A 25573-nucleotide genomic window follows, 5' to 3' on the forward strand; every position below is an offset into this window, starting at 1 on the left:
GGTGGCTTGTACCGGTGTCGCGACGGCGTGAGGGGGGCGGGGTCGCAGGAGGGGTGTGTTCGGACACTCAGGCTGACTTGTGTCGCGTGGACAAGCCGGGTCGTCAGGTCCAACGAGCGTTGCACGCGGCGTAAGTCACGCCGTCCGGACATATCCCTCCGGAGGGCCCGCACCCCGCCCACGACCGACCACCGCAACCACCCAGCCCGTCCGGCGCTTGAGGACAACCGACCACCGGGCGGCACCGGTACAACGAACCCCTCAGTCCACCAAATCCCGCACCACCGCGTCCGCCAGCAACCGCCCCCGCAGCGTCAGTACCGCCCGGCCCGCCTCGTACGGCCCCGTCTCCAGCAGCCCGTCGGCCAAGGCTCGCCCGGCCGCGCCCCGGCCCGCCGGGCGCAGCAGGGACAGTTCCACGCCCTCCGACAGCCGCAGCTCCAGCAGGATGCGCTCCACTCGGCGGTCCTCCGCCGTGAGGAGTTCCCGGCCCGCGCCCGGCGAGCGGCCCTCCGCCAGCGCCGCCGCGTACGCGCCGGGGTGCTTCACGTTCCACCAGCGGACCCCGCCCACGTGGCTGTGCGCGCCCGGCCCCGCGCCCCACCAGTCCGCGCCGCGCCAGTACAGCTCGTTGTGCAGGCACCGGCCGGCCGGTGTGGTGGCCCAGTTGGAGACCTCGTACCAGGAGAACCCCGCCGCGGCCAGCGTCTCGTCCGCGATCAGATAGCGGTCGGCGTGCTCGTCGTCGTCGGTCATGGGGACCTCGCCCCGCCGGATGCGGCGGGCCAGCCCCGTGCCCTCCTCGACGATCAGCGCGTACGCCGACACGTGGTCGGGCCCCGCGCCCACCGCCGCCGCCAGCGACGCGCGCCAGTCGTCGTCGCTCTCGCCGGGCGTGCCGTAGATCAGGTCGAGGTTCACATGGTCGAACCCGGCCGCGCGGGCCTCCGCGACGCACTCCTCGGGCCGGCCGGGGGTGTGTGTGCGGTCGAGCACCTGAAGGACGTGCTGCTTCGCGCTCTGCATGCCGAAGGAGATCCGGTTGAAGCCGCCCGCGCGCAGCTCCGCCAGGTACGCCGGGCCGACGGACTCCGGGTTCGCCTCGGTGGTGATCTCGGCGTCGTCGGCGAGGCCGAACTCGTCGCGTACGGCGCCCAGCATCCGTACGAGGTCGGCCGCGGCGAGCAGCGTGGGCGTACCGCCGCCGACGAAGACCGTGCGGACGGGCCTGGTGTCGTCGCCGAGGACCTTGCGGGCGAGCCGGACCTCGTCGGTCAGGGTGTCGGCGTAGTTGTCGCGGGAGGCCAGCACGCCGCCCGAGCCGCGCAGCTCCGTGGCGGTATAGGTGTTGAAGTCGCAGTAGCCGCAGCGGGTGGCGCAGTACGGCACGTGCAGGTAGAAGCCGAGCGGCCGGTCCGCCGCGCCCTCCAGGGCGTGCGGGGGCAGCGCACCGGACTCGGGCATGGGGTCACCGTCGGGCAGAGCGGAAGGCATGCCCCCAGTGTCCCGCACGGCGGGGCGGACCGGACGCCGCCTACTCCGCGCGCAGCACCAGCATCGCCAGGTCGTCCGACGGCGGGCTCGGGTCGAAGTCGTGCACGGCCCGTCTGATCCGCTCGGCGACACCCTGCGCGTTGAGGCCCGTGCAGCCCGCCAGGATCGCGCTGAGACCGTCGTCGTCGTCCAGGAGCAGCCGCCCCGAGCGGCGCTCGGTGATGCCGTCGGTGACGCACAGGAGCGTGTCGCCCGACGCCAGGTCGAAGCTCGCGCTCTCGTACGCGACGTTCTCGTCGACCCCGAGGAGCAGCTGCGGCTCGGCCGCGACCCGTACCGTCCCGTCGGGCCGCAGCAGCAGCGGCAGTGGGTGACCGGCGCTCGCGAGGGTGCAGCGGGCGCCGCCGGCGGTGCCGGGGAGCGGTGCCAGCTCGCCGTAGAGGAGGGACAGGAAGCGCGACTGGCCGCCGTCGGCGAGGCCGCCGCCCCGGCCGTCGTCGAGGTTCTTGCCGATGTCGCGGATGTCACCGAGCGGGCCGAGGTCGCTGAGGCCGGGGAGGCCGCTCTCGCCGCCCGACAGGTCCTGCCCGCCGGCGACGGCGACCATCAGCGCGGCGGCCTCGGCGGCCTCCATCGCGTCGTCGAGCAGGAGCCGGTTGAGACGGTCGAGGACCTCGCCGACGCCGTACCCCTCGCGGGCGAGGAGCCGCAGCCAGGGCCGGGCGAGGCCGGTGACGACGGCGGCCTCGGGGCCGCTGCCCTGGACGTCGCCGAGCATGAAGCACCAGCGGCCGCCGGGCGGCGCGGGGAAGACGTCGTAGAAGTCGCCGCCGACCACGCCGTCGTCGGCGGGCTCGTACACGAGGTGGCTCTCGACGCCGGGGATCCTGGCCACCTGGCTGGGCAGCAGGCTGCGTTGCAGGACGCGGCTGATGGTGGCCTGCCGGGTGTAGCGGCGGGCGGCGCCGATCGCGAGGGCGACGCGGCGGGCGAAGTCCTCGATGAGGGCGGTCACTTCGTCGGGCATCCGGGCGAGCCGGCGCCGGCCCAGGACGAGGGTGCCGAGGGGGCGGCCGTTGGCGACGAGCCGGCAGGCGACGGCCGCGCCGTCGTGCGCGCCGGTCTGGCCCGCGCCGGGCCAGGGGACGGGGACGGGCACGTTACGGCCGCCGCTGCCGGTGCCTGTGCCGTCCTGCCCGCGCTGGGTGTCGAGCAGCCGGGGCGGCTCCTTCTCCAGGAGGGCGCGCAGCAGCTCGATGCGGGACTCGTCGGCGTGCCAGACGCGGGCAAGCCGGGGGGCGCCCGTACGGCCGTGTCCTTCCTCGCCGTCGAGCCAGATCGCGCACCAGTCGGCGAGGCGGGGCACGAGCAGCTGTCCGGCGAGGGCGGCGACGAGGTCCTCGTCGAGCTGTCCGGCCAGCAGGTCGGAGGCTTCGGCGAGGAAGGAGAGGGCGCCCCGGCTGATCCAGTCCGGGTCCTCGCGCGGCATGCCGCGCGGCGCGGGGGCGATGATCTCGGCGGCGCGCAGCCCGCGGCGCAGGGCGGGTTCGCCGAGGACTCCGTTGACCCCCGCGGCCCCGTCCGTGCCGGTGCCCGCCGCGACTTCGGCGATCGGCCCGTCGAGCGGGAGACGGGCCCAGACGGTCTTCATGCCGGTGCGGTACGTGATGCCCCAGCGTTCCGCGAGGGCGGCGATGAGCTGGAGGCCCCGGCCGTAGTCGGGGGAGCCGCCGCCCGCGGGCTCGTGGGCGTCGCTGCGTACGGAGCGGGCGGGGTGGTGGTCGGACACCTCGATGACGAGCGCGGCGGGCTCCTGGTCGGCGGCCGTGTCCGGCCCGGGAAGGGCGGCGGACGGGTCGTCGGGGGCGGGCGGCCCGCCGGGTCCCTCCGGCTCGCTCGGGGCCGCTTCGAGGCGGCAGAGCAGTTCGACGTTGGTGCCCGCGTGCACGACGGCGTTGGTGACCAGTTCGTCGACGATCAGCACCGCGTCGTCGGCCAGCCCGTCGGCGTTGTGCCGGCCCGGCGGGCACGCCTCGTCGCTCTGGCAGAGGGCGCAGGTGGCGAGCAGCCCGAGGCTGGTCCACTCGGCGAGCGCCGCGCGCACGAACCGGCGCGCGGCGGACGGGGCGAGCGGGTTGCCCGGCAGGCTGGTGCGTGCCGTGCGTCGCTCGTCGTTGCGGAACGTCCGGCTCCGCGCCGGAGTCGGCCCTTCCGGTTCGTTCGGGTTCCGACGGTCCCCTATAGGCCCCACGTGCGGCTCCTGGTTGTTTCTTTCGTTGCGCCGCTTACGACCCCGACAGAGTGACAGACTGAGCGTGCCCATAAGCGTCGAGTCATCGAAATGGGCGAAGAAGTGGGCGAAGAACGGAGCTCAGAGGCCACTTCCCGGCCGCCGCACTCCCAACACACTACGCACCCGGATCCCCCCAACCCGGCCATCACCTACTCGGACGCCACCGACGATGAGCACCCAGATACCCACCGACCCACCCGCTGACACCCCGGTTGCCGACCGCGCGGGAATCCTTCTCGTCGATGACATGGAGGAAAATCTTCTCGCGCTCGAGGCGGTACTGGCCTCGCTCGACGTCCCGCTGGTGCGGGCCCGTTCGGGCGAGGAGGCGATGCGGGCACTGCGCCGTGAGCGGTTCGCGCTGGTCCTGCTGGACGTCCGGATGCCGGGCATGGACGGCTTCGACACCGCCGCCGGCATCAAGCGTCTGGATCAGGCGAAGGACGTCCCGATCATCTTTCTGACCGGGAACGATCCCGGCAGCGGATTCACCTTCCGCGGCTACGCGACGGGGGCCGCCGATTTCATCCCGAAGCCGTTCGACCCGTGGGTGCTGCGTGCCAAGGTGACGGTCTTCCTCGAACTGCACCGCAAGAACGAGCAGTTGGCGGCCCTGCTCGCCCGGGACCACGCCCAGCTCACCGAGATGGGCGAACGGCTCTCCGCGATCGGGTCCATGCTCGGCGACAGCGGCGACGGCGACGGCCGCGAGAGCGACGCCGACACCCTGCGCGGCCCCGGCGAGATGGCATCGCTCCGGGCCCATCTGGCCGGGCTCGACAACATACTGCGGGAATTACGACGCGGACGGAGCCCGCAGCCGTAGATCCTGGCCGCCGGCGCCGCCCGCGTACTCCTCCACGACGCGTACGCGCGTCTACGCCTCCCGCGACCCCGCGTACATCTCGTCCAGCAGGTGCTTGTACTCCCGCTCCACGACCGGCCGCTTGAGCTTCAGACTCGGCGTCAGCTCACCGTGCTCGATGTCGAGGTCGCGCGGCAGCAGCCGGAACTTCCTGATCGTCTGCCAGCGCTGCAGGCCGTCGTTGAGTTCCTTCACATAGCCGTCGATCAGCTCCTGCGTCTTCGGCGACGCCACGATGTCGGCGTACGACTTGCCCTCCATGCCGTTCTCGGCCGCCCAGCCGAGCAGGGCCGCCTCGTCCAGCGAGATGAGCGCGGTGCAGAAGTTCCGGTCGGCGCCGTGCACCAGGATGTTGGAGACGTACGGGCACACGGCCTTGAACTGGCCCTCGACCTCGGCCGGTGCGATGTACTTGCCGCCGGACGTCTTGATCAGGTCCTTCTTGCGGTCGGTGATCCGCAGATAGCCGTCGACCGACAGCTCGCCGATGTCGCCGGTGTGGAACCAGCCGTCGGATTCGAGGACTTCGGCGGTCTTCTCGGGCAGCCCGTGGTAGCCGGCCATGATGCCGGGGCCGCGCAGCATGATCTCGCCGTCGTCGGCGATCCGGACCTCAAGGCCGGGCAGCGGCTTGCCGACGGTGCCGGTGCGGTACGCCTCGCCCGGGTTGACGAAGCTGGCGGCGCTGGACTCGGTGAGGCCGTAGCCCTCCAGGATGTGGATTCCGGCGCCGGCGAAGAAGAAGCCGATCTCGGGCGCGAGTGCGGCGGATCCGGAGACCGCGGCGCGCAGCCGGCCGCCGAACGCCGCGCGGAGCTTGGCGTAGACGAGCTTGTCGGCGACGGTGTGCTTGGCGCCGAGGGCGAAGGGCACCGAACCGGTGCCGGTGTGGCGGAAGTTGTCCTGGCTGACCTTGGCGTACTCGCGCGCGACGCCCGCGGCCCATTGGAAGATCTTGTACTTCGCGGGTCCGCCCGCGCGTGCCTTGGCCGCGACCCCGTTGTAGACCTTCTCGAAGATACGGGGCACCGCCGCCATGTAGGTCGGGCGCACCACCGGCAGATTCTCGATGATCTTGTCGACGCGGCCGTCGACGGCGGTGACATGGCCGACCTCGATCTGGCCGGAGGTCAGCACCTTGCCGAAGACGTGCGCCAGCGGCAGCCAGAGGTACTGGACGTCGTCCTTGTTGATGAGCCCGGTGCCCGCGGTGGCCTTCGCCATGTACGACCAGTTGTCGTGCGGCAGCCGCACGCCCTTGGGGCGGCCGGTGGTGCCCGAGGTGTAGATGAGGGTCGCGAGCTGGTCGGCCTTGATGGCGGCGACCCGCTCCTTGACGGCCTCGGGGTGCTCCTCCAAGTACTTCGTCCCGCGCTCCTCCAGCTCCGCGAGGGAGATCACCCAGCCCTCCGGGTCGCCCTCGGCGGGCTTCGCGTCCGCCGCCTCGATCACCACGACATGGGCGAGGTTCGGCAGGTCGGCCCGGCGCTCGCGCGCCTTGGCGAGCTGGTCGGCGTCCTCGGCGATGAGGACGCGGCTCTCGGAGTCGGCGAGGATGTACGCGCACTCCTCGGCGTTCGTCGAGGGGTAGACGGTCGTGGTCGCGGCGCCCGCGCACATCACACCGAGGTCGGCGAGGATCCACTCGACCCGGGTGGCGGCGGCCAGCGCGACACGTTCCTCGGGCCGTACGCCCAGCGCGACCAGGCCGGCGGCGATCGCGTACACGCGCACCGCGGCCTGTCCCCAGCTCAGGGACTTCCAGTCGTCGGGGCCCTGACCCGAGGCGGGCGGCACGGGATAGCGGTACGCCTCCGCGTCCGGCGTGGCCGCCACGCGCTCAATGAAGAGGGTCGCCACCGACGGCGGCCGGTTCTCGATCAAGGTCTTTGTGTCGCTCACGACGTCCTCCGGGCCCCGCAAAGCTTGCGCGACTGGTTTGTTGTTTAACTGGTGAGTAACCATCGAGCAGTGATCAGAGTAGAGCGCACCCGCCCGGTGCGTAAGGGGACGCGGGCAGCCGCTTCATAACGAACCGGACCCGTGAACGGCGGTCGGGTCCGCGCGCCTGTGCGCACGGACCCGACCGTTGCTACTCGCGAGTCACTTGCCCGCTACTTCTCTTCGTCACTTGGCTGTGTCGCCTCGCCGGTCACTTCTTCCCGCTGCTTCTTCCCGCTACTTCTTCTTGCTCGACGACTCGTCGCTGGAGAGCACCGCGATGAACGCCTCCTGCGGTACCTCCACGCTGCCGACCATCTTCATCCGCTTCTTGCCCTCCTTCTGCTTCTCCAGCAGCTTGCGCTTCCGGGAGATGTCACCGCCGTAGCACTTGGCGAGAACGTCCTTACGGATGGCGCGGATCGTCTCGCGGGCGATGACCCGGGATCCGATGGCCGCCTGGATGGGGATCTCGAAGGCCTGGCGCTGGATCAGCTCACGCAGCTTGGCGACGAGCCGTACGCCGTACGCGTACGCCTGGTCCCGGTGCGTGATGGCGGAGAAGGCGTCGACCTTGTCGCCGTGCAGCAGGATGTCGACCTTGACGAGGTTGGCGGTCTGCTCGCCGGTGGGCTCGTAGTCCAGCGACGCGTAGCCGCGGGTCTTGGACTTCAGCTGGTCGAAGAAGTCGAAGACAATCTCGGCGAGCGGGAGGGTGTAGCGGATCTCGACCCGGTCGGCGGAGAGGTAGTCCATGCCGAGGAGCGTGCCCCGGCGGGTCTGGCACAGCTCCATGATCGCGCCGATGAACTCGCTGGGCGCGAGGATCGTGGCCCGGACGACCGGCTCGTGCACCGAGTCGATCTTCCCCTCGGGGAACTCGCTCGGGTTGGTGACGGTGTGCTCCTTGCCGTCCTCCATCTCGACCCGGTAGACCACGTTGGGCGCGGTCGCGATCAGGTCGAGGTTGAACTCGCGCTCCAGCCGCTCCCGGATCACGTCGAGGTGCAGCAGCCCGAGGAAGCCGACGCGGAAGCCGAAGCCGAGAGCCGCGGAGGTCTCCGGCTCGTAGACCAGGGCCGCGTCGTTGAGCTGGAGCTTGTCGAGGGCGTCGCGCAGCTCGGGGTAGTCCGAGCCGTCCAGCGGATAGAGGCCGGAGAACACCATCGGCTTGGGGTCCTTGTAGCCGCCCAGCGCCTCGGTCGCGCCCTTGTTGAGGGACGTGATCGTGTCACCGACCTTGGACTGCCGGACGTCCTTCACACCGGTGATGATGTAGCCGACCTCGCCGACCCCGAGACCGTCGGCCGGGGTCATCTCGGGCGAGGAGACACCGATCTCCAGCAGCTCGTGGGTGGCGCCGGTGGACATCATCCGGATGCGCTCACGCTTGTTGAGCTGGCCGTCGATGACACGGACGTAGGTGACGACGCCCCGGTAGGAGTCGTACACCGAGTCGAAGATCATCGCGCGCGCCGGGGCGTCCGCGACGCCGACCGGCGGAGGCACGTCCCTGACGACCCGGTCGAGCAGGACGTCGACGCCGACGCCGGTCTTCGCGGAGACCTTGAGGACGTCCTCGGGCTGGCAGCCGATCAGGTTCGCCAGCTCCTCGGAGAACTTCTCGGGCTGCGCGGCCGGCAGGTCGATCTTGTTGAGCACCGGGACGATGGTGAGGTCGTTCTCCATCGCCAGATAGAGGTTGGCGAGGGTCTGGGCCTCGATGCCCTGCGCGGCGTCCACCAGCAGGACCGTGCCCTCGCAGGCGGCGAGCGAGCGGGACACCTCGTAGGTGAAGTCCACGTGGCCCGGAGTGTCGATCATGTTCAGGACATGGGTGGTGCCCTGGTCAGGACCCTCGTTGGGAGCCCACGGCAGCCGGACGGCCTGGGACTTGATCGTGATGCCGCGCTCGCGCTCGATGTCCATCCGGTCGAGATACTGAGCGCGCATCTGCCGCTGGTCGACCACTCCGGTCAGCTGGAGCATCCGGTCGGCGAGCGTCGACTTGCCGTGGTCGATGTGCGCGATGATGCAGAAATTACGGAGCAGCGCCGGGTCCGTACGGCTCGGCTCGGGCACGTGGGTAGGGGTCGCGGGCACGCAGGGTCCTGATTCTTGAGACGCGCGGCGTCTCGTCTCGGGTCACATCGGATCGATACGTAGGCTCCATCGTCCCACGGGTACGGGGCTGCGCCCGGTTTGGGCCGGTCGGACGGTGGCTGGTAGCGTAGACAGCTGTGTCTGCTGCCGTCTCGGCGCGGACGCTCATTCAAAGATCATCGAACCTGAAAAGGCATTTCGTGGCGAACATCAAGTCCCAGATCAAGCGGAACAAGACCAACGAGAAGGCGCGCCTGCGCAACAAGGCCGTCAAGTCGTCGCTCAAGACCGCGATCCGCAAGGCCCGCGAGGCTGTCGTCGCCGGTGACGTCGAGAAGGCCAATGTGGCCGTCCGTGAGGCGTCGCGCAAGCTCGACAAGGCCGCCTCGAAGGGTGTCATCCACAAGAACGCCGCCGCCAACAAGAAGTCGGCGCTGGCGTCCAAGGTTGCCGCCCTGCAGGGCTGAGCGGATTCTCGCTCGCTCTTGATCCACCTTGATCCAGTTTTGATCTCAACCGCCGGAACGGACTCAGCGGGCCCTCTCTACCGCTCCTGACCGGTGTATTTCCGGATTCGCACACGACTGCGTTCGCCACGCGGGTGCGGGTCCACACCAGGTTTGACGACGAAGGCCCCGGTACGGCGTACCGGGGCCTTCGTGTTGTCCGGTGGGTGCTCAGCGGCCGGCGCGGGCCGCCTGCGCGATCGTGACGACCGCCTTCTCCAGCGCGTACTCGGGGTCAGCGCCGCCGCCCTTGACGCCTTCGTCGGCCGCCGCGACCGCGCGCAGCGCCGTCGCCACCCCGTCCGGGGTCCAGCCCCGCATCTGCTGACGCACCTTGTCGATCTTCCACGGCGGCATGCCCAGCTCACGGGCGAGGTCGGCGGGCCGGCCGCCCCGTGCCGACGACAGCTTGCCGATGGCGCGCACGCCCTGGGCGAGGGCGCTGGTGATCAGTACGGGCGGGACACCGGTCGACAGCGACCAGCGCAGCGCTTCGAGCGCGTCGGCCGCGCGGCCCTCGACGGCCCGGTCGGCGACGGTGAAGCTGGAAGCCTCGGCGCGGCCCGTGTAGTAGCGGGCGACGACGGCGTCGTCGATCGCGCCTTCGACGTCGGCGGCGAGCTGCGACACCGCGCTGGCCAGCTCCCGCAGGTCGCTGCCGATCGAGTCGACGAGCGCCTGGCATGCCTCGGGCGTGGCGGAGCGGCCCAGCGCGCGGAACTCGGACCGTACGAAGGTGAGCCGCTCGGCCGGCTTGGTCGTCTTCGCGCAGACGACCTCGCGGGCACCGGCCTTGCGGGCGGCGTCCAGCAGGGCCTTGCCCTTGGGTCCGCCCGCGTGCAGCAGCACGAGCGTGATCTCCTCGGCCGGTGCGTCGAGATACGCCTTGACGTCCTTGATCGTGTCGGCGGCGAGGTCGTGCGCGTTCCGTACGACGACGACCTTGCGCTCGGCGAAGAGCGACGGGCTCGTCAGCTCGGCGAGGGTGCCCGGGTGGAGCTGGTCGGAGGAGAGGTCGCGCACGTCGGTGTCCGGGTCGGAGGCGCGGGCCGCCGCCACGACCTGCTGGACGGCGCGGTCCAGCAGCAGGTCCTCCTGGCCCACGGCGAGCGTGAGCGGGGCGAGCGGATCGTCGGGGGAAGTCTTCCTGGTGGCCATCGCGGTCCAGCATCGCACGCCCCACCGACACCGCCCCGCGGGCCGCCCGCGTACGGGAGAATGGGCGGGTGAGCGATGTGCGACATGTACTGGTGCTGCCCGACCGCGACACCGCCGAGGAGGTGGCCGGTGAACTCGCGGACCGCTTCGGGGTGGTGGAGGAGCCCCAGCTCGTCCGGGACGCCCTGGCCGGCGAGGACGACGCGGAGGACGCCCAGTGGCTGGTCGTGATCGAGGACGCCCAGGCGCGCCTCGACCCCACGGCGCTGGACGCCTTCGCGGCGGAGTACGAGGGGTGGCTCGAAGCCCAGAGCTAGGGCGTGTCCGCGAAGTGGCGCCGCCCGCGCGGTCCATGGGAACCGCGCCGATCGCTCCTCCACGCCATACGCGACCGGTCCGGCGGAACCGAACGCCTGGATTCCATGACGCACGCGTTCCTGCCGTCCGACGGGTCACCCGTCAGCCGCACGAACAACCCTCCGGGGCAATCCGACTAGGACTTGCGGACGATCTGGATGTCCAGGTCAATGGAGATGCTGGAGCCGACGACGGCGATGCCGCGGGCGAGCATCGTCTGCCAGGTGAGGGTGAAGTCCTCGCGGTGCAGCTCGGTCGTGGCGCGGCAGGCCGCGCGGGTCTCGCCCTCCATGCCGCTGCCGATGCCCAGGTAACGGGTGTCCAGGGTGACCGTACGGCTCACGCCGTGCAGGGTCAGCGCACCGGTCACGCCCCAGTGGCCGCCGCCGCGGTGGACGAAGCGGTCGCTGTAGAACTCCAGCGTCGGGTGGTTCGCCACGTCGAGGAAGTCCGCCGAGCGCAGATGGTCGTCGCGCATCCGCACGTTGGTGTCGATGGACGACGCGTCGATGATCACGTGCATCGCCGACCGGTCCATGCGCTCGGCTATCCGCACGGCGCCGGCGAAGGTGTTGAACCGGCCGTGGATCCGCGCCAGTCCGATATGGCGGGCGGTGAAGCCGATCTGGGAGTGTGTGGGCTCGATCTCCCACTCACCCGGCTCGGGGAGCGGCGGGGGCGTCGCGATCTGGAGGGTCACGTCGCCGAGGCCCGCGTGCGCGCTCTCCGCCACCGTGGCGTTGCGGTGGAACGGCGTGAGGCCGTCGGCCGTGACCGCGAGCCGGTACTCACCCGCCGGGACGGTCGCCACGATCGAGCCGAACGGATCGGTCTCCCCCGCGACGACCTTCCGCCCCGAGCCGTCGCTGAGGACGAACTCGGCCCGCCGGACGGGCTCACCGCCGGGATCGAGAACGCGGCAGCTCAGGACGCCCGCCGTGGGCGGCACCGACACGTTCGCGAGCGGACCGGCCTGCGCGGCACCGGTCGCGCGCCCGCCGAACCAACGTGTGAACATCCTGCACACCCCCGTGCTGTTCGGGACTCGGGGCCCGCACCCGGCATCATCTCGTTGCCGAATACACGGACCTTCGACGAATAGGCATTCGATCACCCTTGTGCCGTTCAGGGCAAACACGGGCGCTCGGAGGTGGTTTGGCCGTTCCCCTACCCGCAAGTACCGGACGTCCAGCTAAGTCCCTCCCTCTTCCGGTTGGTCATGACCCGGGGCACCTGGTCCAGGTCGATACCGAAGTGCTCCCGGTAGGCGGCCAGGATCTCGGTGTCCTCGACCAGCTCCCGCTCGTGGCGCTCGCCGTCCACGGTGGTGACGAGCCTGCGGCCACTGAGCGTGATGCGGCCGTCGTGGGTGTTGCGGGAGCAGACCAGCGACCGGGTGAAATGCGAGTCGGGCGAGGTCCGGTGGTACCAGGCCCCGGCGGTGAAGTCGGCCAGCGCGCGCGGCCGTTGGTCGATCCGGTACTGGCGCTTGCCGTCGCGCACGACGTCGATGTCGCCCTCCGGCGCCTCCACGACCCGGAACGTACCGGCCGGGTCCTCCTGGTCACCGCGCTCGTCGAAGGACAGCGGGTGGGTGCTGTGACTCCCGAAGCCGACATCGGCGAGCCACCGCTCCCCACCACGTCCCGCCCCGGTCCCGGTCCCGGTCCCGGTCCCGGTGCCGGTCGGCGTGGGCGTGGGTGCGGGTGTCTCGACGAGGAGCGTCATGTGGTCGTACGGGATCCCCAGCCCGCCGTCCGCCGTGAACACCCGGGCCTGAAGGAGCGTCACCCGGAAGCCGAGCTCCCGCAGCAGCACCGCGAAGGCGCCGTTGAGTTCGTAGCAGAAACCTCCCCTCCTCCTGTCCACGACCTTGGCGACCAGCGCCCCTTCTTCGAGGTCGATCTCCTCCGCCAGATGCACGGAGAGATTCTCGAACGGCACGGTCCGCAGGTGCCGTACCTGAAGATCCCGCAGCGCCGCGGCGTCCGGTACGACGGGCCGGTCGGCCCCGATCCGGCCCAGATAGTCGGAGATGGTCCGAGACATGTCCATGCGCCCAGTCTGGCCCGGCCCCCTCCTTCCCACCATGCGTCGTTCGTCCTGGTCCGAAGGACGGGCCCGGCCCTCGCCGGCCCCGCGCGCCGGCCGCCCCGCCCCCTCACGTGGGCCCGCGCGGCACGGCCCGCAGCCCCGCCCCCGCGCCCGTCACCGCGATGGCACCGTCCCTGTCGGTACGCAGCACCACCGCTCCCCCGGCCCGCAGCGCGCCGACCGTGCGCGGCGAGGGATGGCCGTACGGGTTGTCCCTGCCGCAGGAGATCAGGGCCAGCCGGGGCCGCACCGCGCGCAGCAGTCCGGGGTCCTGGAAGGCCGAACCGTGGTGCGCGACCTTCAGCACGTCCACCGGCGCCAGCGCCGGGTGGTCCCTGGACAGGCCCTGCTGGGCGGGCGGTTCGAGATCGCCGAGCATCAGCAGCGTCGGCCCGCCCACCGTCCGCACGAGCAGGGTGAGACTCGCGTCGTTCGGCCCGCCCGCGCCCAGCCCCGGCCCGGCCCTCGGCCACAGGACCCGCCAGTCGAGCGGCCCGACCCGGCGCCGCTCCCCCGGTATCGCGCGCACCAGCGGCACGCGCGCGGCCCGCGCCGTCCGCCGTACGAACTCGCTCTGTTCCCAGGGCTCGTGAAGGGTCGTCGTCTGAATGGCGCCGACCCTCCTGCCGCGCAGCACCCCGGGCAGTCCGGTGACATGGTCGGCGTGGAAGTGGCTGACCACGAGCAGCGGTACCCGGGTGATCCCGAGGTCCCGCAGACAGCGGTCGGCCAGCCGGGGGTCCGGCCCGGCGTCCACGACCACACCCGCGCCCTCACCGGCCGCGAGCACCATGGTGTCGCCCTGGCCGACGTCGCACATCGCCAGCGCCCAGCCCGGCGGCGGCCACCCGGTGACCATCCGGGTGAAGGGCGCCGGCCGCAGGACGGCCAGCAGCAGGAGCACCGCGCAGGCGGCGGCGACCCACGGGTGGCCGCGTATGCGCCGTACCGCGCACACGACGAGGACCGTGACGACGGCGAGCAGCGCCCCGCCCCGCCAGCCGCCGGGCCAATCGGCCTCGGCCCCTGGCAGCGCCGCGCCCGTGCGGGCGACCGAGGCGATCCAGCCGGCGGGCCAGCCCGCGCACCGGGCCAGCAGCTCGGCCGCCGGCATCGCCACCGGCGCGGCGGCGAGCGCCGCGAAGCCGAGCACCGTCGCGGGCGCCACCGCCAGTTCCGCGAACAGGTTGCAGGGGATCGCGACGAGGCTGACGCGCGCGGCGAACACCGCCACCACCGGCGCGCACACGGCCTGCGCCGACGCCGCCGCCGCGAGCACCTCGGCGAGCCTGGGCGGCACCCCGCGCCGCCGCAGTGCCGCGCTCCAGCGCGGCCCGATGGTGAGCAGCGCGCCGGTGGCGAGCACCGACAGCGCGAAGCCGAAGCTGCGCGCCAGGGCGGGGTCCCAGAGGACGAGGAGCAGTACGGCGGCGGCCAGCGCCGGGATCAGCGATCTGCGCCGGCCGGTGCCGATGGCGAGCAGGGTGATCAGTCCGCAGGCCGCCGCCCGCAGCACGCTGGGCTCCGGCCGGCAGACCACCACGAAGGCGAGCGTGAGCGCCCCGCCGAGCACCGCGGTCGACCGCAGTGAGATCCCCAGCCGTGGGGCGAGCCCGCGCCGCTCCGCCCGCAGCGCGAGTCCGGGCGGCCCGATGAACAGGGCGAGGACGATCGTCAGATTGCTTCCGGAGACGGCGAGCAGATGCGAGAGGTCGGTCGCCGTGAACGCTTCGTGCAGTTCGGGCGGGATCCGGGAGGTGTCCCCGACGACCAGTCCGGGAAGCAGGGCGCGCGCGTCCGCCGGGAGCCCCTCCGTCGCCTCGCGCAGTCCGGCGCGCAGTTGCCCCGCGGTGCGTTGGAGGCCGGTCGGTGGGCGTACGACCTGTGGCGGCCCGCCCCCCTCCACCCGCAGCAGAGCCGCGTACCTCTCGTCGCCCTCCGTCGGCGGCGCGAGCCGCCCGGCCAGCCTGAGCCCGGTCGACGGCAGCAGCCGCTGCCACGCCTCGGCGCCGTCCCCCGCTCCGGCGAGTACGAGCACCGGCGTACGGACGGTGGTGACGGCTCCGTCGGCGGACGACACACGTGTGAGGTCGGCGTCCAGGACGAGTCCGGCCGACGAGAGTCTGTCGCCGTGCACCCGTGGTCTGGTGGGGCGCGGGTCGGAGGTGACCGTCAGGTCCACGGTGACGCGCGCGTACCGATCCGCCAGCCCCGGCACGGGGCCCCGGTGCCGGTCCGCGGCGTGCAGCCAGGCGGAGCCCGCTCCCGCGACGGCGCAGAGCAGCACAGCGGCGACGGCGACCCCGTTCACCCTCCGCCGCACGCCCCCCGGTCCTGGTCCCGGCACCAGCGCGGCCCGCACCAGCAACACTCCGGCCACGGCGAGCCCGGCCAGCACCGCGCCGGCGACCCAGCTCCCCGGTGCGCCCGTCGCCAGCGCCGCGGCGGCCCAGGCCGCCAACGCGGGTGGCACCAGCCGCAGATCGGCCGGGCCCTCCTGGCGAGGGGCTGCGGCGCCCAGCGCATTTCCCGAGGCCGCGTGCACGGCCGCGCGGGTCATGGCCGCACACGGGGCTCGATGTCGGCGAAGCGGCGTTCGCCGATCCCGTTCACTTCGCGCAGTTGGTCGACGGAGCTGAATCCGCCGTGCCGGGTGCGGTAGTCGATGATGTGCTGCGCGAGCACCGGTCCGACGCCGGGCAGTGTGTCGAGCTGTTCGACGGTGGCCGTGCCGAGACTCACCGGCGCGCCCTCCGGACCGGCAGCGCCCGTGCCGGGCACGGCGGCGGCCTGCCCCGGTGGCGCGGGGCCGCCGACGACCACCTGCTCACCGTCCACCAGCACCCGCGCCCGGTTCAGCCCGGTCAGGTCGGCGCCGGGCTTGACTCCTCCTGCCGCTCGCAGCGCGTCGGTGACCCTCGACCCGGCGGGCAGGCGGCGGACGCCGGGACTGCGCACCTTGCCGCTGACATCGACCACCACACGCCCGGCCGGCGACGCGGCGGCGGGCGCGGGTGTCCCGGACGACGGCGCGGAGTCGCGCGCGGGCCCGGTCGCGGCGGCCGCTTCGCGGACCATCTCCGGCGCGCTGACCGACTGCGGCCGGCCGGACCAGAAGTGCTGGGCCGCCAGTACGGCGGCCACGACCAGCACCACCACGAGCGCGGCCAGCGTCTTCGGCTCAAGCCCGCATCTGAGCTGCACCCACAACGGCAACCGCTCCCGTACGGCCGCCCACACCCGCTCGCGCCGCCCACCCGCCTGCTCCCCCTCCCCCGGCGGCGCCACCGTGTGGCCCGCTGCAGAGGCGGGAGTTGGCGCCGGAGGTGACGCCGGAGGCGGCACCGCAGGTGGTGTGGGAGTCGACGCCGGAACCGGGCTGCCCACCGCTGCGGCCGACCGCGCCGCCCCCGCGTCCGCGCCCGCGAGCCCCACGGCGAACAGCGCGTCGGCGCGGCGCCGTAACGCCGTCGTCGCGGGTGTCGTCCCCGCGCGCCTGTGGCGCGGACGCGGCGCGGAGGAGACGAAGGACCGGCCACGGCCGGCGCCGTGACGCGCCTGACGGACCTGACGGACCTGTCGGACACGGCTGTCGGACGTCGGAGCGCGACCGGGGCCGCTGGTCACGGAGTGTGATCGGAGAGTCATGCCACCAGACGGTAGGCACTCGCCGTCGATCCCGCCGGAGCGGTCGAATTACCGTGGATAACTCACCAGTTGTGGATAACTCGGCCACCCGAACGAGCGATTCCGCCCCCGCTCACCGCATCGCTCACCCCGCTCAACGCGGCGAGACCACAGCCCCCAACAGCCCCGGCCCGGTGTGCGCGCCGATCACCGCGCCCACCTCGCTCACATGCATCTCGGCGAGTCCCGGCACCCGCTCCCGCAACCGGTCGGCGAGCGCGGCGGCCCTCTCCGGTGCCGCGAGATGGTGCACGGCGATGTCGACCTGACCGGTGCCCGCCCGCTCGGCGACGATCTCCTCCAGGCGCGCGATCGCCTTCGAAGCCGTACGCACCTTCTCCAGCAACTCGATCCGCCCGCCGTCCAGTTGGAGCAGCGGCTTCATGGCGAGCGCCGAGCCGAGAAGCGCCTGAGCGGCGCCGATACGGCCGCCCCGCCGCAGGTAGTCGAGCGTGTCGACGTAGAAGTACGCGTAGGTCCCGGCGGCCCGCTTCTCGGCAGCCGCGACCGCCTCGTCCAGCGATCCGTCCGCCTCCGCCGTCTCCGCCGCCGCCAGGGCGCAGAAGCCGAGGGCCATCGCGACCATCCCGGTGTCCACCACCCGTACCGGCACAGGTGCGTCGCGCGCGGCGAGAACCGCGGCGTCGTACGTCCCGGAGAACTCCGCCGACAGATGCAGGGAGACGATGCCCGTCGCCCCGGCCTCGGCCGCCGCCCGGTAGGCGGCGGCGAAGACCTCGGGGCTCGGCCGCGAGGTGGTCACGGAGCGCCGTTTCTGCAGCGCGAGCGCGAGCGATCTGGCCGAGATCTCGGTGCCCTCTTCGAGTGCCCGGTCACCGAGAACCACGGTCAGCGGGACCGCGGTGATGCCATGGCGTTCCATCGCCTGAGGCGGCAGGTAGGCCGTTGAATCGGTGACGATCGCGACATGGCGGGACATGAGCGGGAGGTTACCCGCCGCGACCGCAGGTCGGGAGCCCGGCCCCGCCACGCCCGTCGAATTCGAAGAGGTCCCCATCGGCTTCCGCCCTCTTCCTTGCTTTGCCGTATCCGATCTCCACGGATCCGATCCCGACTCTCCACGGATCCGATCCCGGCGGATCCATATCTCCGACGGCATCCCTGACGGCCCGCCACCGCGTCATGCGTGTGCCCCGCCCGACCGCCCGCAACCCGATCAACCGCGGGCCGAGGCAAGGCCGAACGGCAGACGGCACGGCAGACGGACCGATCGGTCCGTCAGTTCGCCGGTCCGTCAGTTCGTCGTCTCCGGCCGCGCCGACTTCTCCTGCCAGGGATAGGTCGCACGCCGGGGATCGGGCGGCTCGATCGCCTGCGGTCCTTCACCCGCCGGCGGCGGCTCGGGCCATGTCTGGTCGGCGAGCGTGGGCTCCACGCCCTCCGACCGGGCCGCGCCCCCATCACGCCGCCCCGCCTGCTCCGGCTCACTCGCGGGCTCCGGCTCCGGCCACTCCATGGCCTCCTGCCGGCTCGGGTCCGCATGCGGCGCCGCGTGCGGGTCGGTGTTCGGTTCCACCGCCGACCAGTGCCGCAGCGCCCCCGACTCGACGTCGATCTGCTCGCTCAGAAGCGTCAGCTCGTCCTCGGAGAACTTCCGGGCCCGGTCCCTGGCCGCCCACCGCAGCGAGTCGGCCGACTTCGTGATCCGCTCCGTACGCTCCCGCAGCTCGCCGAGCCGCTGCGCGATCGTCGCCCGGTCCGGGTCCCGCTCCAGCCGCCTCAACTCGTCGTCCAGCTCACGCCCATACACACTCAGCCGCTGGAAGAGGCTCAGCGACTCCGACAGCGAGGCGTCCTCCGCCTCGTTCGCCCGGAGCGCCTCCTGGGTGGCCCGCATCGACGTACGCAGCTTCAGCCGGAGCTGCGCCAGCTCGGCCGGTACGCCGGTCTGCCCGAGGCTCTTCGCCCTCAGGGTGGTGTCCTCGACGGTCCGGCGGGCCTGCGTGATCGTACGGTCCACGCCTCGCTTGGCAGCACGGACCGCCTTGACGCTCACGAATACGCCCAAGGCCACGAATGCGACAAAGAGCAGCGCCACGATCAAAAGCACGGCCTCCATGTGGATGCCTCTCCGGTGTCGACGTCGGTCCCTCCACCGTAAACGGAACGGGCACCCTGAGGGTTCCGTCCGGACCCTCAAACTGCCCGTAAGGGAAAGCCCTGTGTCCGTGAGCCGCCGGCCGGCCGCCCGCCAACGACCCACCGACAACCCACCGACGACCTACCGACCGCCCACCGACGGCCCGCGGAATCTCCGAGGGAACCCCGCGGGCGGTCGGTGGGCATACCCCACCGGGGCTTACGCCGTCACGATGTTGACCAGCTTCGGCGCCCGCACGATCACCTTGCGGATGCCCGCGCCGCCCAGCGCCGCGACCACCGCGGCGTCGCCCAGCGCCAGCGCTTCCAGTTCCTCGTCCGAGATCGACGGGGAGACGTCCAGCCGCGCCTTGACCTTGCCCTTGACCTGTACGACGCAGGTGACCGTCTCATCGATCACATACGCCGGGTCGGCGGCCGGGAAGCCCTCGTGCGCCACCGAGCCGGTGTGCCCCAGCTTGCGCCACAGCTCCTCGGCGACGTGCGGCGCCAGCGGCGCCACCAGCAGCACCAGTCGCTCCGCGACCGAGCGGGCGACCGGCCCGCCCACCTTCGTCAGATGGTTGTTCAGCTCGGTGATCTTGGCGATGGCGGTGTTGAAGCGCAGCGCGGCCATGTCGTGGCCGACCCCGTCGATCGCCTTGTGCAGGGCACGCAGCGTCGTCACGTCGACGTCGGCGTCCGGTACGTCCACGACCGTGACCTCACCGGTCGCCTCGTCAACGACGTTGCGCCACAGCCGCTGCAGCAGCCGGTACTGGCCCACCACCGCGCGCGTGTCCCACGGCCGCGAGACGTCCAGCGGGCCCATGGCCATCTCGTACAGACGCAGCGTGTCGGCGCCGTACTCCGCGAAGATCTCGTCCGGAGTGACCGCGTTCTTCAGGGACTTGCCCATCTTGCCCAGCAGCTTGCTGACCTTCTCGCCGCGGAACCAGAAGGCACCGTCCCGCTCCTCGACCTCGGCGGCCTCGACCGCGATGCCGCGGCTGTCGCGGTAGACGTACGCCTGGATCATGCCCTGGTTGTACAGCTTGTGGAACGGCTCGACCGACGAGACATGGCCCAGGTCGTACAGCACCTTGGACCAGAAGCGCGCGTACAGCAGGTGCAGTACGGCGTGCTCGGCGCCGCCCACGTACAGGTCGACGCCGCCGTGCGGCATGCCCTCGCGCGGGCCCATCCAGTACTGCTCGACGGCCGGGTCGACCAGCTTCTCCGTGTTGTTCGGGTCCAGGTAGCGCAGCTCGTACCAGCACGAACCGGCCCAGTTCGGCATGGTGTTGGTCTCGCGGCGGTAGCGCCGTACGCCCTTGCCGTCGCCCAGGTCCAGCTCGACGGCGACCCAGTCCTCGTTGCGCGACAGCGGTGTCTCGGGCCGGGTGTCGGCGTCGTCCGGGTCGAAGGTGCGGGGCGAGTAGTCGTCGACCTCGGGCAGTTCCAGCGGCAGCATCGACTCGGGCAGCGCGTGCGCGATGCCGTCCTCGTCGTAGACGACGGGGAAGGGCTCGCCCCAGTAGCGCTGCCGGCTGAACAGCCAGTCACGCAGCCGGAAGTTGACCGTTCCCTCGCCGATGCCCCCGGCGGTCAGCCACTCGGTGATCTTCGCCTTGGCGTCGACCACGCCCAGCCCGTCCAGGCTGACGGCGGGGGCCGACGAGTTGACGATCTTCGCGTCGTACGCGACGAACGCGTCCTCCCACTGAGAGGCGTCGGTGCCACGGCCGTCCGTCGGCTCCACGACGCAGCGCATCGACAGCTCGAAAGCGCGTGCAAACGCAAAGTCACGGCTGTCATGCGCCGGGACGGCCATGATCGCGCCGGTGCCGTACCCCATCAGGACGTAGTCCGCGATGAAGACCGGGATCCGCTCGCCGTTGGCCGGATTCGTCGCGTACGCCCCGGTGAAGACGCCCGTCTTGTCCTTGGCCTCGGCCTGCCTCTCGACGTCGGACTTCGACGCGGCCTGCTTGCGGTACGCGTCGACGGCGTCGGCGGGCGTCGCGTGGCCGCCCGTCCACACGTCGTGCGTGCCCTCGGGCCAGGCGGCCGGGACGATCTTCTCGACCAGCTCGTGCTCCGGCGCCAGAACCATGTACGTGGCGCCGAACAGCGTGTCCTGACGGGTCGTGAAGACGGTGATGGCACCGGCGTCGCCGACCGGGAAGTCGACACGCGCGCCCTCGCTGCGCCCGATCCAGTTGCGCTGCTGCTGCTTGATGGCATCGGGCCAGTCCAGCGCGTCCAGGTCGTCCAGCAGCCGGTCGGCGTAGGCGGTGATGCGCATGTTCCACTGGCGCAGCTTGGACTTGAAGACCGGGAAGTTGCCGCGCTCGGAGCGTCCGTCGGCGGTGACTTCCTCGTTGGCCAGGACGGTGCCCAGGCCGGGACACCAGTTGACGGGGGCGTCGGAGGCGTACGCCAGCCGGTACTCGCCCAGAATGTCCGCCCGCTCGTTCTCGGTCAGTTCACTCCAGCTCCGGCCGTCCGGCGTCGCGCGCTCGCCGCTCTCGAACCGCGCCACCAGCTCGGTGATCGGGCGGGCCTTGCCGGCCTCGGGGTCGTACCAGGAGTTGAAGATCTGTACGAAGATCCACTGCGTCCAGCGGTAGAACTCGGGGTCGATCGTGGCGACCGAGCGCCGCTTGTCGTGCCCCAGGCCCAGCCGGCGCAGCTGCCGCGTCATGTTCTCCATGGCGGCCTCGGTCGACACCCGGGGGTGGGTGCCGGTGCTGATCGCGTACTGCTCGGCGGGCAGGCCGAAGGCGTCGAAGCCCAGCGTGTGCAGCACGTTGTAGCCGCTCATGCGCTGATGGCGTGCGTAGACGTCGGTGGCGATGTAGCCGAGCGGGTGCCCGACGTGCAGTCCGGTACCGGAGGGGTACGGGAACATGTCCATGACGTACTTCTTGGGGCGCGCGACGACGGCCGGGTCCCCGGCCAGGTCGCCCGTCGGGTTCGGCGCCTCGTAGGTGCCTTCGGCGTCCCAGAAGTCCTGCCAGCGTGCCTCGATGTCGGCGGCCATGGCAGCCGTGTAGCGGTGCGGCGCGGTCGTCGCGGTCGTCTCCGCGTCGGCGGCGGCCGGATTCGTCTCGCTCATGTCCTCTGAAGCTCCATCGATCGTCTCTGCCGCGGGAATGAAAAAACCCCTCACACAGGAGGGGGCAGCCACGCTGATTCCGACCGGATCTGTCATCCGTCGGTACTGATCAGCGCGGCTCGCTAAGCAGAAGGCGTACGGCACGCATGCGAGCAGGGTACCGCAGCGGGCGGAGGGCTCGCACGGCGGATTCGGGCCGGGGACGGGCGCGCGGGAGGCGCGCTCGGGCGTGAGCGAGGACGATGCCGGGCCGATCCCAGGCCGACGCCGGGACGACTCCGCGCCGATGTCGGCACGGCGCAGGGACTGTCGAGACCCATACAAGATCGTTCGAGTCGGGAACAGGCCATCGGCGATATGTGATTCATCGAACCTTCGGCGCCCGGATTACTCCGCGTATCGACCCTATCCGGGGCAACCCCAGGGTCAGTTGACGCTCAATCCCCTCGGTAAACCTGCAAACGGCGTACTGCCCGGTTTGGAGCGACTTAGCATGCGGCAGCAACGGGACCGCTTTGCCGAGCCATTCGGAGTTGCCCCTATGACGCTTCAAAGCAAGATCCGTTCAGCGCTTCCCTCGACCCACGGCATGAGCCCCTCGGTCCGGGGCGGGCTGTCGGTCGCCGCGCTCGTCCTCGTCCCTCTCCTCGCCGTCGCGGGGAGTGACGACTTCCGCGCGATGCTCGACTTCACCACCGGCGTGCTGTCGCTGGTGTCCCTGACGGCCGCCGTCGCCTGGGGCCTGATGGCCACCGACCGACTGCTGCTCTCCCCGCGCCACCGGCTGCTCGCCCAGGGCATCCACCGGTTCACCGCGATGGCCTCCCTCGGCTTCCTGCTGCTGCACGCCACGGTGAAGGTCTCGCTCGGACATGTGGCGCTGATCGGCGCCGTACTCCCCTTCGGCCTCGGGATCACCGGCACGAACGGCCTCATCGGCCTCGGCTCGCTCGCCGGCTTCCTGATGGTGATCGCCGCCGCGACCGGCGCGCTGCGCAGCGCCTTCGCCGTGCCCGGCAGGATCGCCGGCCGCTGGCGCGCGCTGCACATGCTGGCCTATCCGGCCTGGTGCTTCGCGCTGATGCACGGCCTGTACGCGGGGCGTGCCGCCGCGACCTGGGTCATGACCATGTACTGCCTGGCGCTGATCGCCGTCATCGGCGCCGTCTCCGTACGACTGCTGCCGCAGCCGGTCAAGCGCCGGATCGCCGACAAGATCCTCAAGCGGACGGGCGGCGTACGCGAGACTCCCGAGCCGGAGCAGTCCGGGCTCCGCGAGTCGGGCCGCCGCGACCCGACGCGCGAGCCGCTGCCCGGCGCGGCCGAAGTGCCGGAGGTGGAGTTCGAGCAGCGGTTCCCGCGCCAGCGGTCCGCTTCCGCGCCGGCTTCCCCCGGGGCGTCGGCGATGCCGCTGGGCGCGACCCGTGTCCCGCCGCGCATCGCCCCGCCGTCGCCGCCTCTTTACGAGGCGGGTCGCCCGCCGAGCGCGGACCCGTTCGCGGACACCTTCGTCCCGGACTCCTACGCGCCCCCGTCGGCCGCGCCGTACGCCGCCGCCCCGCCGGCACCGCCCGGGATCCCCTATCCGGACCCGCTCGCGGACACGTACGTCGACCCGGGTCCCACAAACCGTGGCCCCGGTCCCGGTCCCGGTCCGAGCCTGTCGGCCGGCTACCGCGCCGTCTCCCTCGGCGCCGATCCCTCGGCCCGTACACCGGCGCCCTCGCCCTTCGGCGGCCCGTCCGACCTGTCCGACCCGCTGACGTCGCCCGAGATCCCGTACGCCGAACGCATCCCCATGACCGAGGAGATACCGGTCATCAGCGAGCCGTCGGCGGCCGGGGCCGGTATGTGGCCGACCCCGTCGCCCCCGCCGCCCGTCCAGGCCCGGGCCCACGAGCCGATCCCCGACGCCGCGCCGCCGGTGGCCGACCCGTACCAGCAGCCGTCTCCGTACGAAGGGCCCCCGACGTACCAACAGCCGGAGACCTACCAGACGTACGGGCAGCAGGAGACGTACCAGCGGGCTGAGACAAACCGGCCGTCCGACACGTACCTACAGTCGGCCCCCTACCCGCGGCCCGATGCCACCCCGGGGCCCGACCTGTACCAACAAGCCGAACTGCACCGGCAGTCGGAGGACCCGTTCCAGCAGCCTCCCGCCAACGGCGGGGGAACCCCGAGTGCCGGTGAACCCTGGTACCCACCCGCAGGAGACCGACAGTGAACGCCCCTCTCCCCGATGTCCCCGAAGTCCGTGTCGTCGGCCTTCCCCAGCTGACACAGGGATTCGACCTCGTCGAGCGACTCGACCTCTCCATGCACCTCAAGGTGCACGGGCCGCTGGAGCCGCTGACCGGGGAACTGCTCGCGCAGCTCGCCGAGAACATCACCCTGCGCGGACGCGGTGGCGCCGGATTCCCCTTCGGCAAGAAGCTGCGGGCCGTCGCCAAGGCGTCGATCCGGCGCGGGGTACGCCCCGTCGTCGTCATCAACGGCAGCGAGGGCGAACCGGCCTGCCGCAAGGACACGGTGCTGCTCAACCGGGCACCCCATCTGATCCTGGACGGCGCCCTGTTGGCGGCCGAGGCACTCGGCGCCCGCACCCTGGTCGTCGCCGTCACCCGTAACTCCACCGAGATATCCATGCGGGCCGCGCTCGCCGAGCGTGGCCTGTCCGACCGGCGCGGCCAGCAACTGCGGGCCCGGGTGGTCCGTACGCCCGAGCGCATGGTCTCCGGCGAGGCATCGTCCGTGATCCGCGCGGCGAACGGCGGGCCGGCCCTGCCCCCCGGCCGCCGTGAGCGGGCCGCCGAGTCGGGCGTCGGGGGCGCCCCGACGCTGCTGTCCAACGCCGAGACGTACGCGCAACTGGCCATCGGCGCCAGGATCGGCGCGCGCCGCTACGGGCACACGGGGCTCGACGCGGAGCCCGGCACCGTCATGCTCACCGTCTCCGGCGCCGTCGCGCGTCCGATGGTCGTGGAGGTGCCGACGGGCGTCCCGCTGCGGTACGTCCTCCAGCTCGCGGGCGCGCCGCCGCTCCCCCAGGGCGTGCTGACCGGCGGCTACCACGGCAACTGGATCGACTCCGTGGCCGCGCACGACGCCGTCGTCTCCCGCGAGTCCCTGGCGGCGGTGGGCGGTTCGCTGGGCGCGGGCGCGATCCTGCCGATCGGCCCGGAGACCTGCCCGCTGGGCGAGGCGCTACGGGTGGCCAACTGGCTCGCCGCCGAGACGGCCGGTCAGTGCGGGCCCTGCAAGCTCGGTCTGCCGGCCGCCGCGGGCGGCCTGAGCGATGTGCTGAACGGCGGCGGCCCGGCCGCTCTGGAGGCGCTGCGCGAGGTCACCCAGGCGGTACGGGGGCGAGGCGCGTGCAAGCATCCCGACGGGTCCTCGCGGTTCTTCATGTCGACCCTCTCCGCCTTCACCGACGACCTCGCCGCCCATGTGCTGGACGGCGGCTGCGGGCGTGACACCACCGGCGTGCTGCCGCTGCCGGGGCCCGGCTACCAGACCGCCGAGGAGTCCATCCCGAGCGGCGAGAAACTGGCCGTGGACTGGACGCTCTGCCAGGGGCACGGGCTCTGCGCGGACATCGTGCCCGAGCTGATCCGGCTCGGCCCCGACGGGTACCCCGCGCTCGCCGACGCCTCCGTACCGATGCATCTGCGGGGCCGTGCCCAGCGTGCCGTACGGCGCTGCCCGGCGCTCGCGCTCCGAATCGAGCAGCCGGCGCCGCAGCGGCCCGCGCGGCCGGGAGGTCCGGCGGCCCTGCCGCCGGGCGGTGGCCGGAAGGCTCTGGGCAGCGGGCGCTGACGCGTCCTCCGTAAGGAGGCCACAGCCCCGGGCGC

At 72.1% G+C, this 25573-nt stretch carries 18 protein-coding genes; 6 read left to right on the top strand and 12 right to left on the bottom strand.

The genetic code is table 11. The annotated features are described in order from the left end of the window. Positions 1–261 precede the first annotated feature (261 nt). Entirely contained in the window at positions 262–1494 is a 1233-nt protein-coding gene (hemW, locus tag ACFUN8_RS14490; protein WP_383636048.1) for a radical SAM family heme chaperone HemW, read from the bottom strand. 40 nt (positions 1495–1534) lie between these two features. After that, positions 1535–3745: a SpoIIE family protein phosphatase gene (locus tag ACFUN8_RS14495; protein WP_383636051.1), complete on the bottom strand. Its 2211-nt coding sequence runs from the start codon at positions 3743–3745 to the stop codon at positions 1535–1537. 289 nt (positions 3746–4034) lie between these two features. On the opposite strand from ACFUN8_RS14495, the gene ACFUN8_RS14500 reads away from it, so the two are divergent. Further along, positions 4035–4613 (top strand): two-component system response regulator, encoded by a 579-nt coding sequence (locus ACFUN8_RS14500; RefSeq protein WP_383636054.1) that lies wholly within the window; start codon positions 4035–4037, stop codon positions 4611–4613. A gap of 51 nt (positions 4614–4664) precedes the next feature. Here ACFUN8_RS14500 and ACFUN8_RS14505 read toward each other — a convergent pair whose 3' ends face one another. Both ACFUN8_RS14505 and lepA read right to left on the bottom strand, forming a co-directional pair. Continuing rightward, positions 4665–6554, bottom strand: a complete 1890-nt coding sequence (locus ACFUN8_RS14505) for an AMP-dependent synthetase/ligase (RefSeq protein WP_383636057.1) — start codon at positions 6552–6554, stop codon at positions 4665–4667. A 276-nt stretch (positions 6555–6830) separates the two neighbouring features. Beyond that, entirely contained in the window at positions 6831–8696 is a 1866-nt protein-coding gene (lepA, locus tag ACFUN8_RS14510) for a translation elongation factor 4 (protein ID WP_383636060.1), read from the bottom strand. A 200-nt stretch (positions 8697–8896) separates the two neighbouring features. On the opposite strand from lepA, the gene rpsT reads away from it, so the two are divergent. Continuing rightward, on the top strand, positions 8897–9163 hold the full coding sequence (gene rpsT / locus ACFUN8_RS14515; RefSeq protein WP_023541903.1) for a 30S ribosomal protein S20: 267 nt from the start codon (positions 8897–8899) through the stop codon (positions 9161–9163). A gap of 210 nt (positions 9164–9373) precedes the next feature. Here rpsT and holA read toward each other — a convergent pair whose 3' ends face one another. Further along, entirely contained in the window at positions 9374–10360 is a 987-nt protein-coding gene (gene holA, locus ACFUN8_RS14520; RefSeq protein ID WP_383636063.1) for a DNA polymerase III subunit delta, read from the bottom strand. 68 nt (positions 10361–10428) lie between these two features. Here holA and ACFUN8_RS14525 point away from each other — a divergent pair, with 68 nt between their 5' ends. After that, a complete protein-coding gene (locus ACFUN8_RS14525; RefSeq protein ID WP_383636066.1) occupies positions 10429–10677 on the top strand; it encodes a hypothetical protein in 249 nt (82 codons plus the stop codon). A gap of 176 nt (positions 10678–10853) precedes the next feature. Here ACFUN8_RS14525 and ACFUN8_RS14530 read toward each other — a convergent pair whose 3' ends face one another. The 4 genes from ACFUN8_RS14530 to ACFUN8_RS14545 form a co-directional block, all read right to left on the bottom strand. After that, positions 10854–11735: a YceI family protein gene (locus ACFUN8_RS14530; RefSeq protein WP_383636069.1), complete on the bottom strand. Its 882-nt coding sequence runs from the start codon at positions 11733–11735 to the stop codon at positions 10854–10856. Positions 11736–11884: 149 nt separating this feature from the next. Then, entirely contained in the window at positions 11885–12772 is an 888-nt protein-coding gene (locus ACFUN8_RS14535) for an arylamine N-acetyltransferase (RefSeq protein ID WP_383636072.1), read from the bottom strand. Positions 12773–12878: 106 nt separating this feature from the next. Beyond that, on the bottom strand, positions 12879–15371 hold the full coding sequence (locus ACFUN8_RS14540) for a ComEC/Rec2 family competence protein (protein WP_383636075.1): 2493 nt from the start codon (positions 15369–15371) through the stop codon (positions 12879–12881). Beyond that, positions 15368–16099, bottom strand: a complete 732-nt coding sequence (locus ACFUN8_RS14545; RefSeq protein WP_383636078.1) for a helix-hairpin-helix domain-containing protein — start codon at positions 16097–16099, stop codon at positions 15368–15370. The genes ACFUN8_RS14540 and ACFUN8_RS14545 overlap by 4 nt, the downstream gene beginning before the upstream one ends. A 67-nt stretch (positions 16100–16166) precedes the next feature. On the opposite strand from ACFUN8_RS14545, the gene ACFUN8_RS14550 reads away from it, so the two are divergent. Next, positions 16167–16364, top strand: a complete 198-nt coding sequence (locus ACFUN8_RS14550; RefSeq protein WP_383636081.1) for a hypothetical protein — start codon at positions 16167–16169, stop codon at positions 16362–16364. Positions 16365–16592: 228 nt separating this feature from the next. Here ACFUN8_RS14550 and ACFUN8_RS14555 read toward each other — a convergent pair whose 3' ends face one another. The 3 genes from ACFUN8_RS14555 to leuS all read right to left on the bottom strand — a co-directional run bounded on the left by ACFUN8_RS14555 (position 16593) and on the right by leuS (position 21719). Continuing rightward, on the bottom strand, positions 16593–17438 hold the full coding sequence (locus tag ACFUN8_RS14555) for a DegV family protein (RefSeq protein ID WP_382569198.1): 846 nt from the start codon (positions 17436–17438) through the stop codon (positions 16593–16595). 315 nt (positions 17439–17753) lie between these two features. After that, positions 17754–18578, bottom strand: a complete 825-nt coding sequence (locus ACFUN8_RS14560; protein WP_383636084.1) for a hypothetical protein — start codon at positions 18576–18578, stop codon at positions 17754–17756. A gap of 240 nt (positions 18579–18818) precedes the next feature. Further along, positions 18819–21719, bottom strand: coding sequence for a leucine--tRNA ligase (gene leuS / locus ACFUN8_RS14565; protein WP_383636087.1), 2901 nt, complete (start codon positions 21717–21719; stop codon positions 18819–18821). A 541-nt stretch (positions 21720–22260) separates the two neighbouring features. Here leuS and ACFUN8_RS14570 point away from each other — a divergent pair. Beyond that, positions 22261–23946 (top strand): hypothetical protein, encoded by a 1686-nt coding sequence (locus ACFUN8_RS14570; RefSeq protein ID WP_383636090.1) that lies wholly within the window; start codon positions 22261–22263, stop codon positions 23944–23946. Then, positions 23943–25538: a ferredoxin gene (locus ACFUN8_RS14575; protein WP_383636093.1), complete on the top strand. Its 1596-nt coding sequence runs from the start codon at positions 23943–23945 to the stop codon at positions 25536–25538. The genes ACFUN8_RS14570 and ACFUN8_RS14575 overlap by 4 nt, the downstream gene beginning before the upstream one ends. The last annotated feature ends 35 nt before the right edge of the window (positions 25539–25573 follow it).

This window comes from Streptomyces sp. NPDC057307, from assembly GCF_042667665.1.
In the GTDB taxonomy this organism is placed as follows: Bacteria; Actinomycetota; Actinomycetes; order Streptomycetales; family Streptomycetaceae; genus Streptomyces.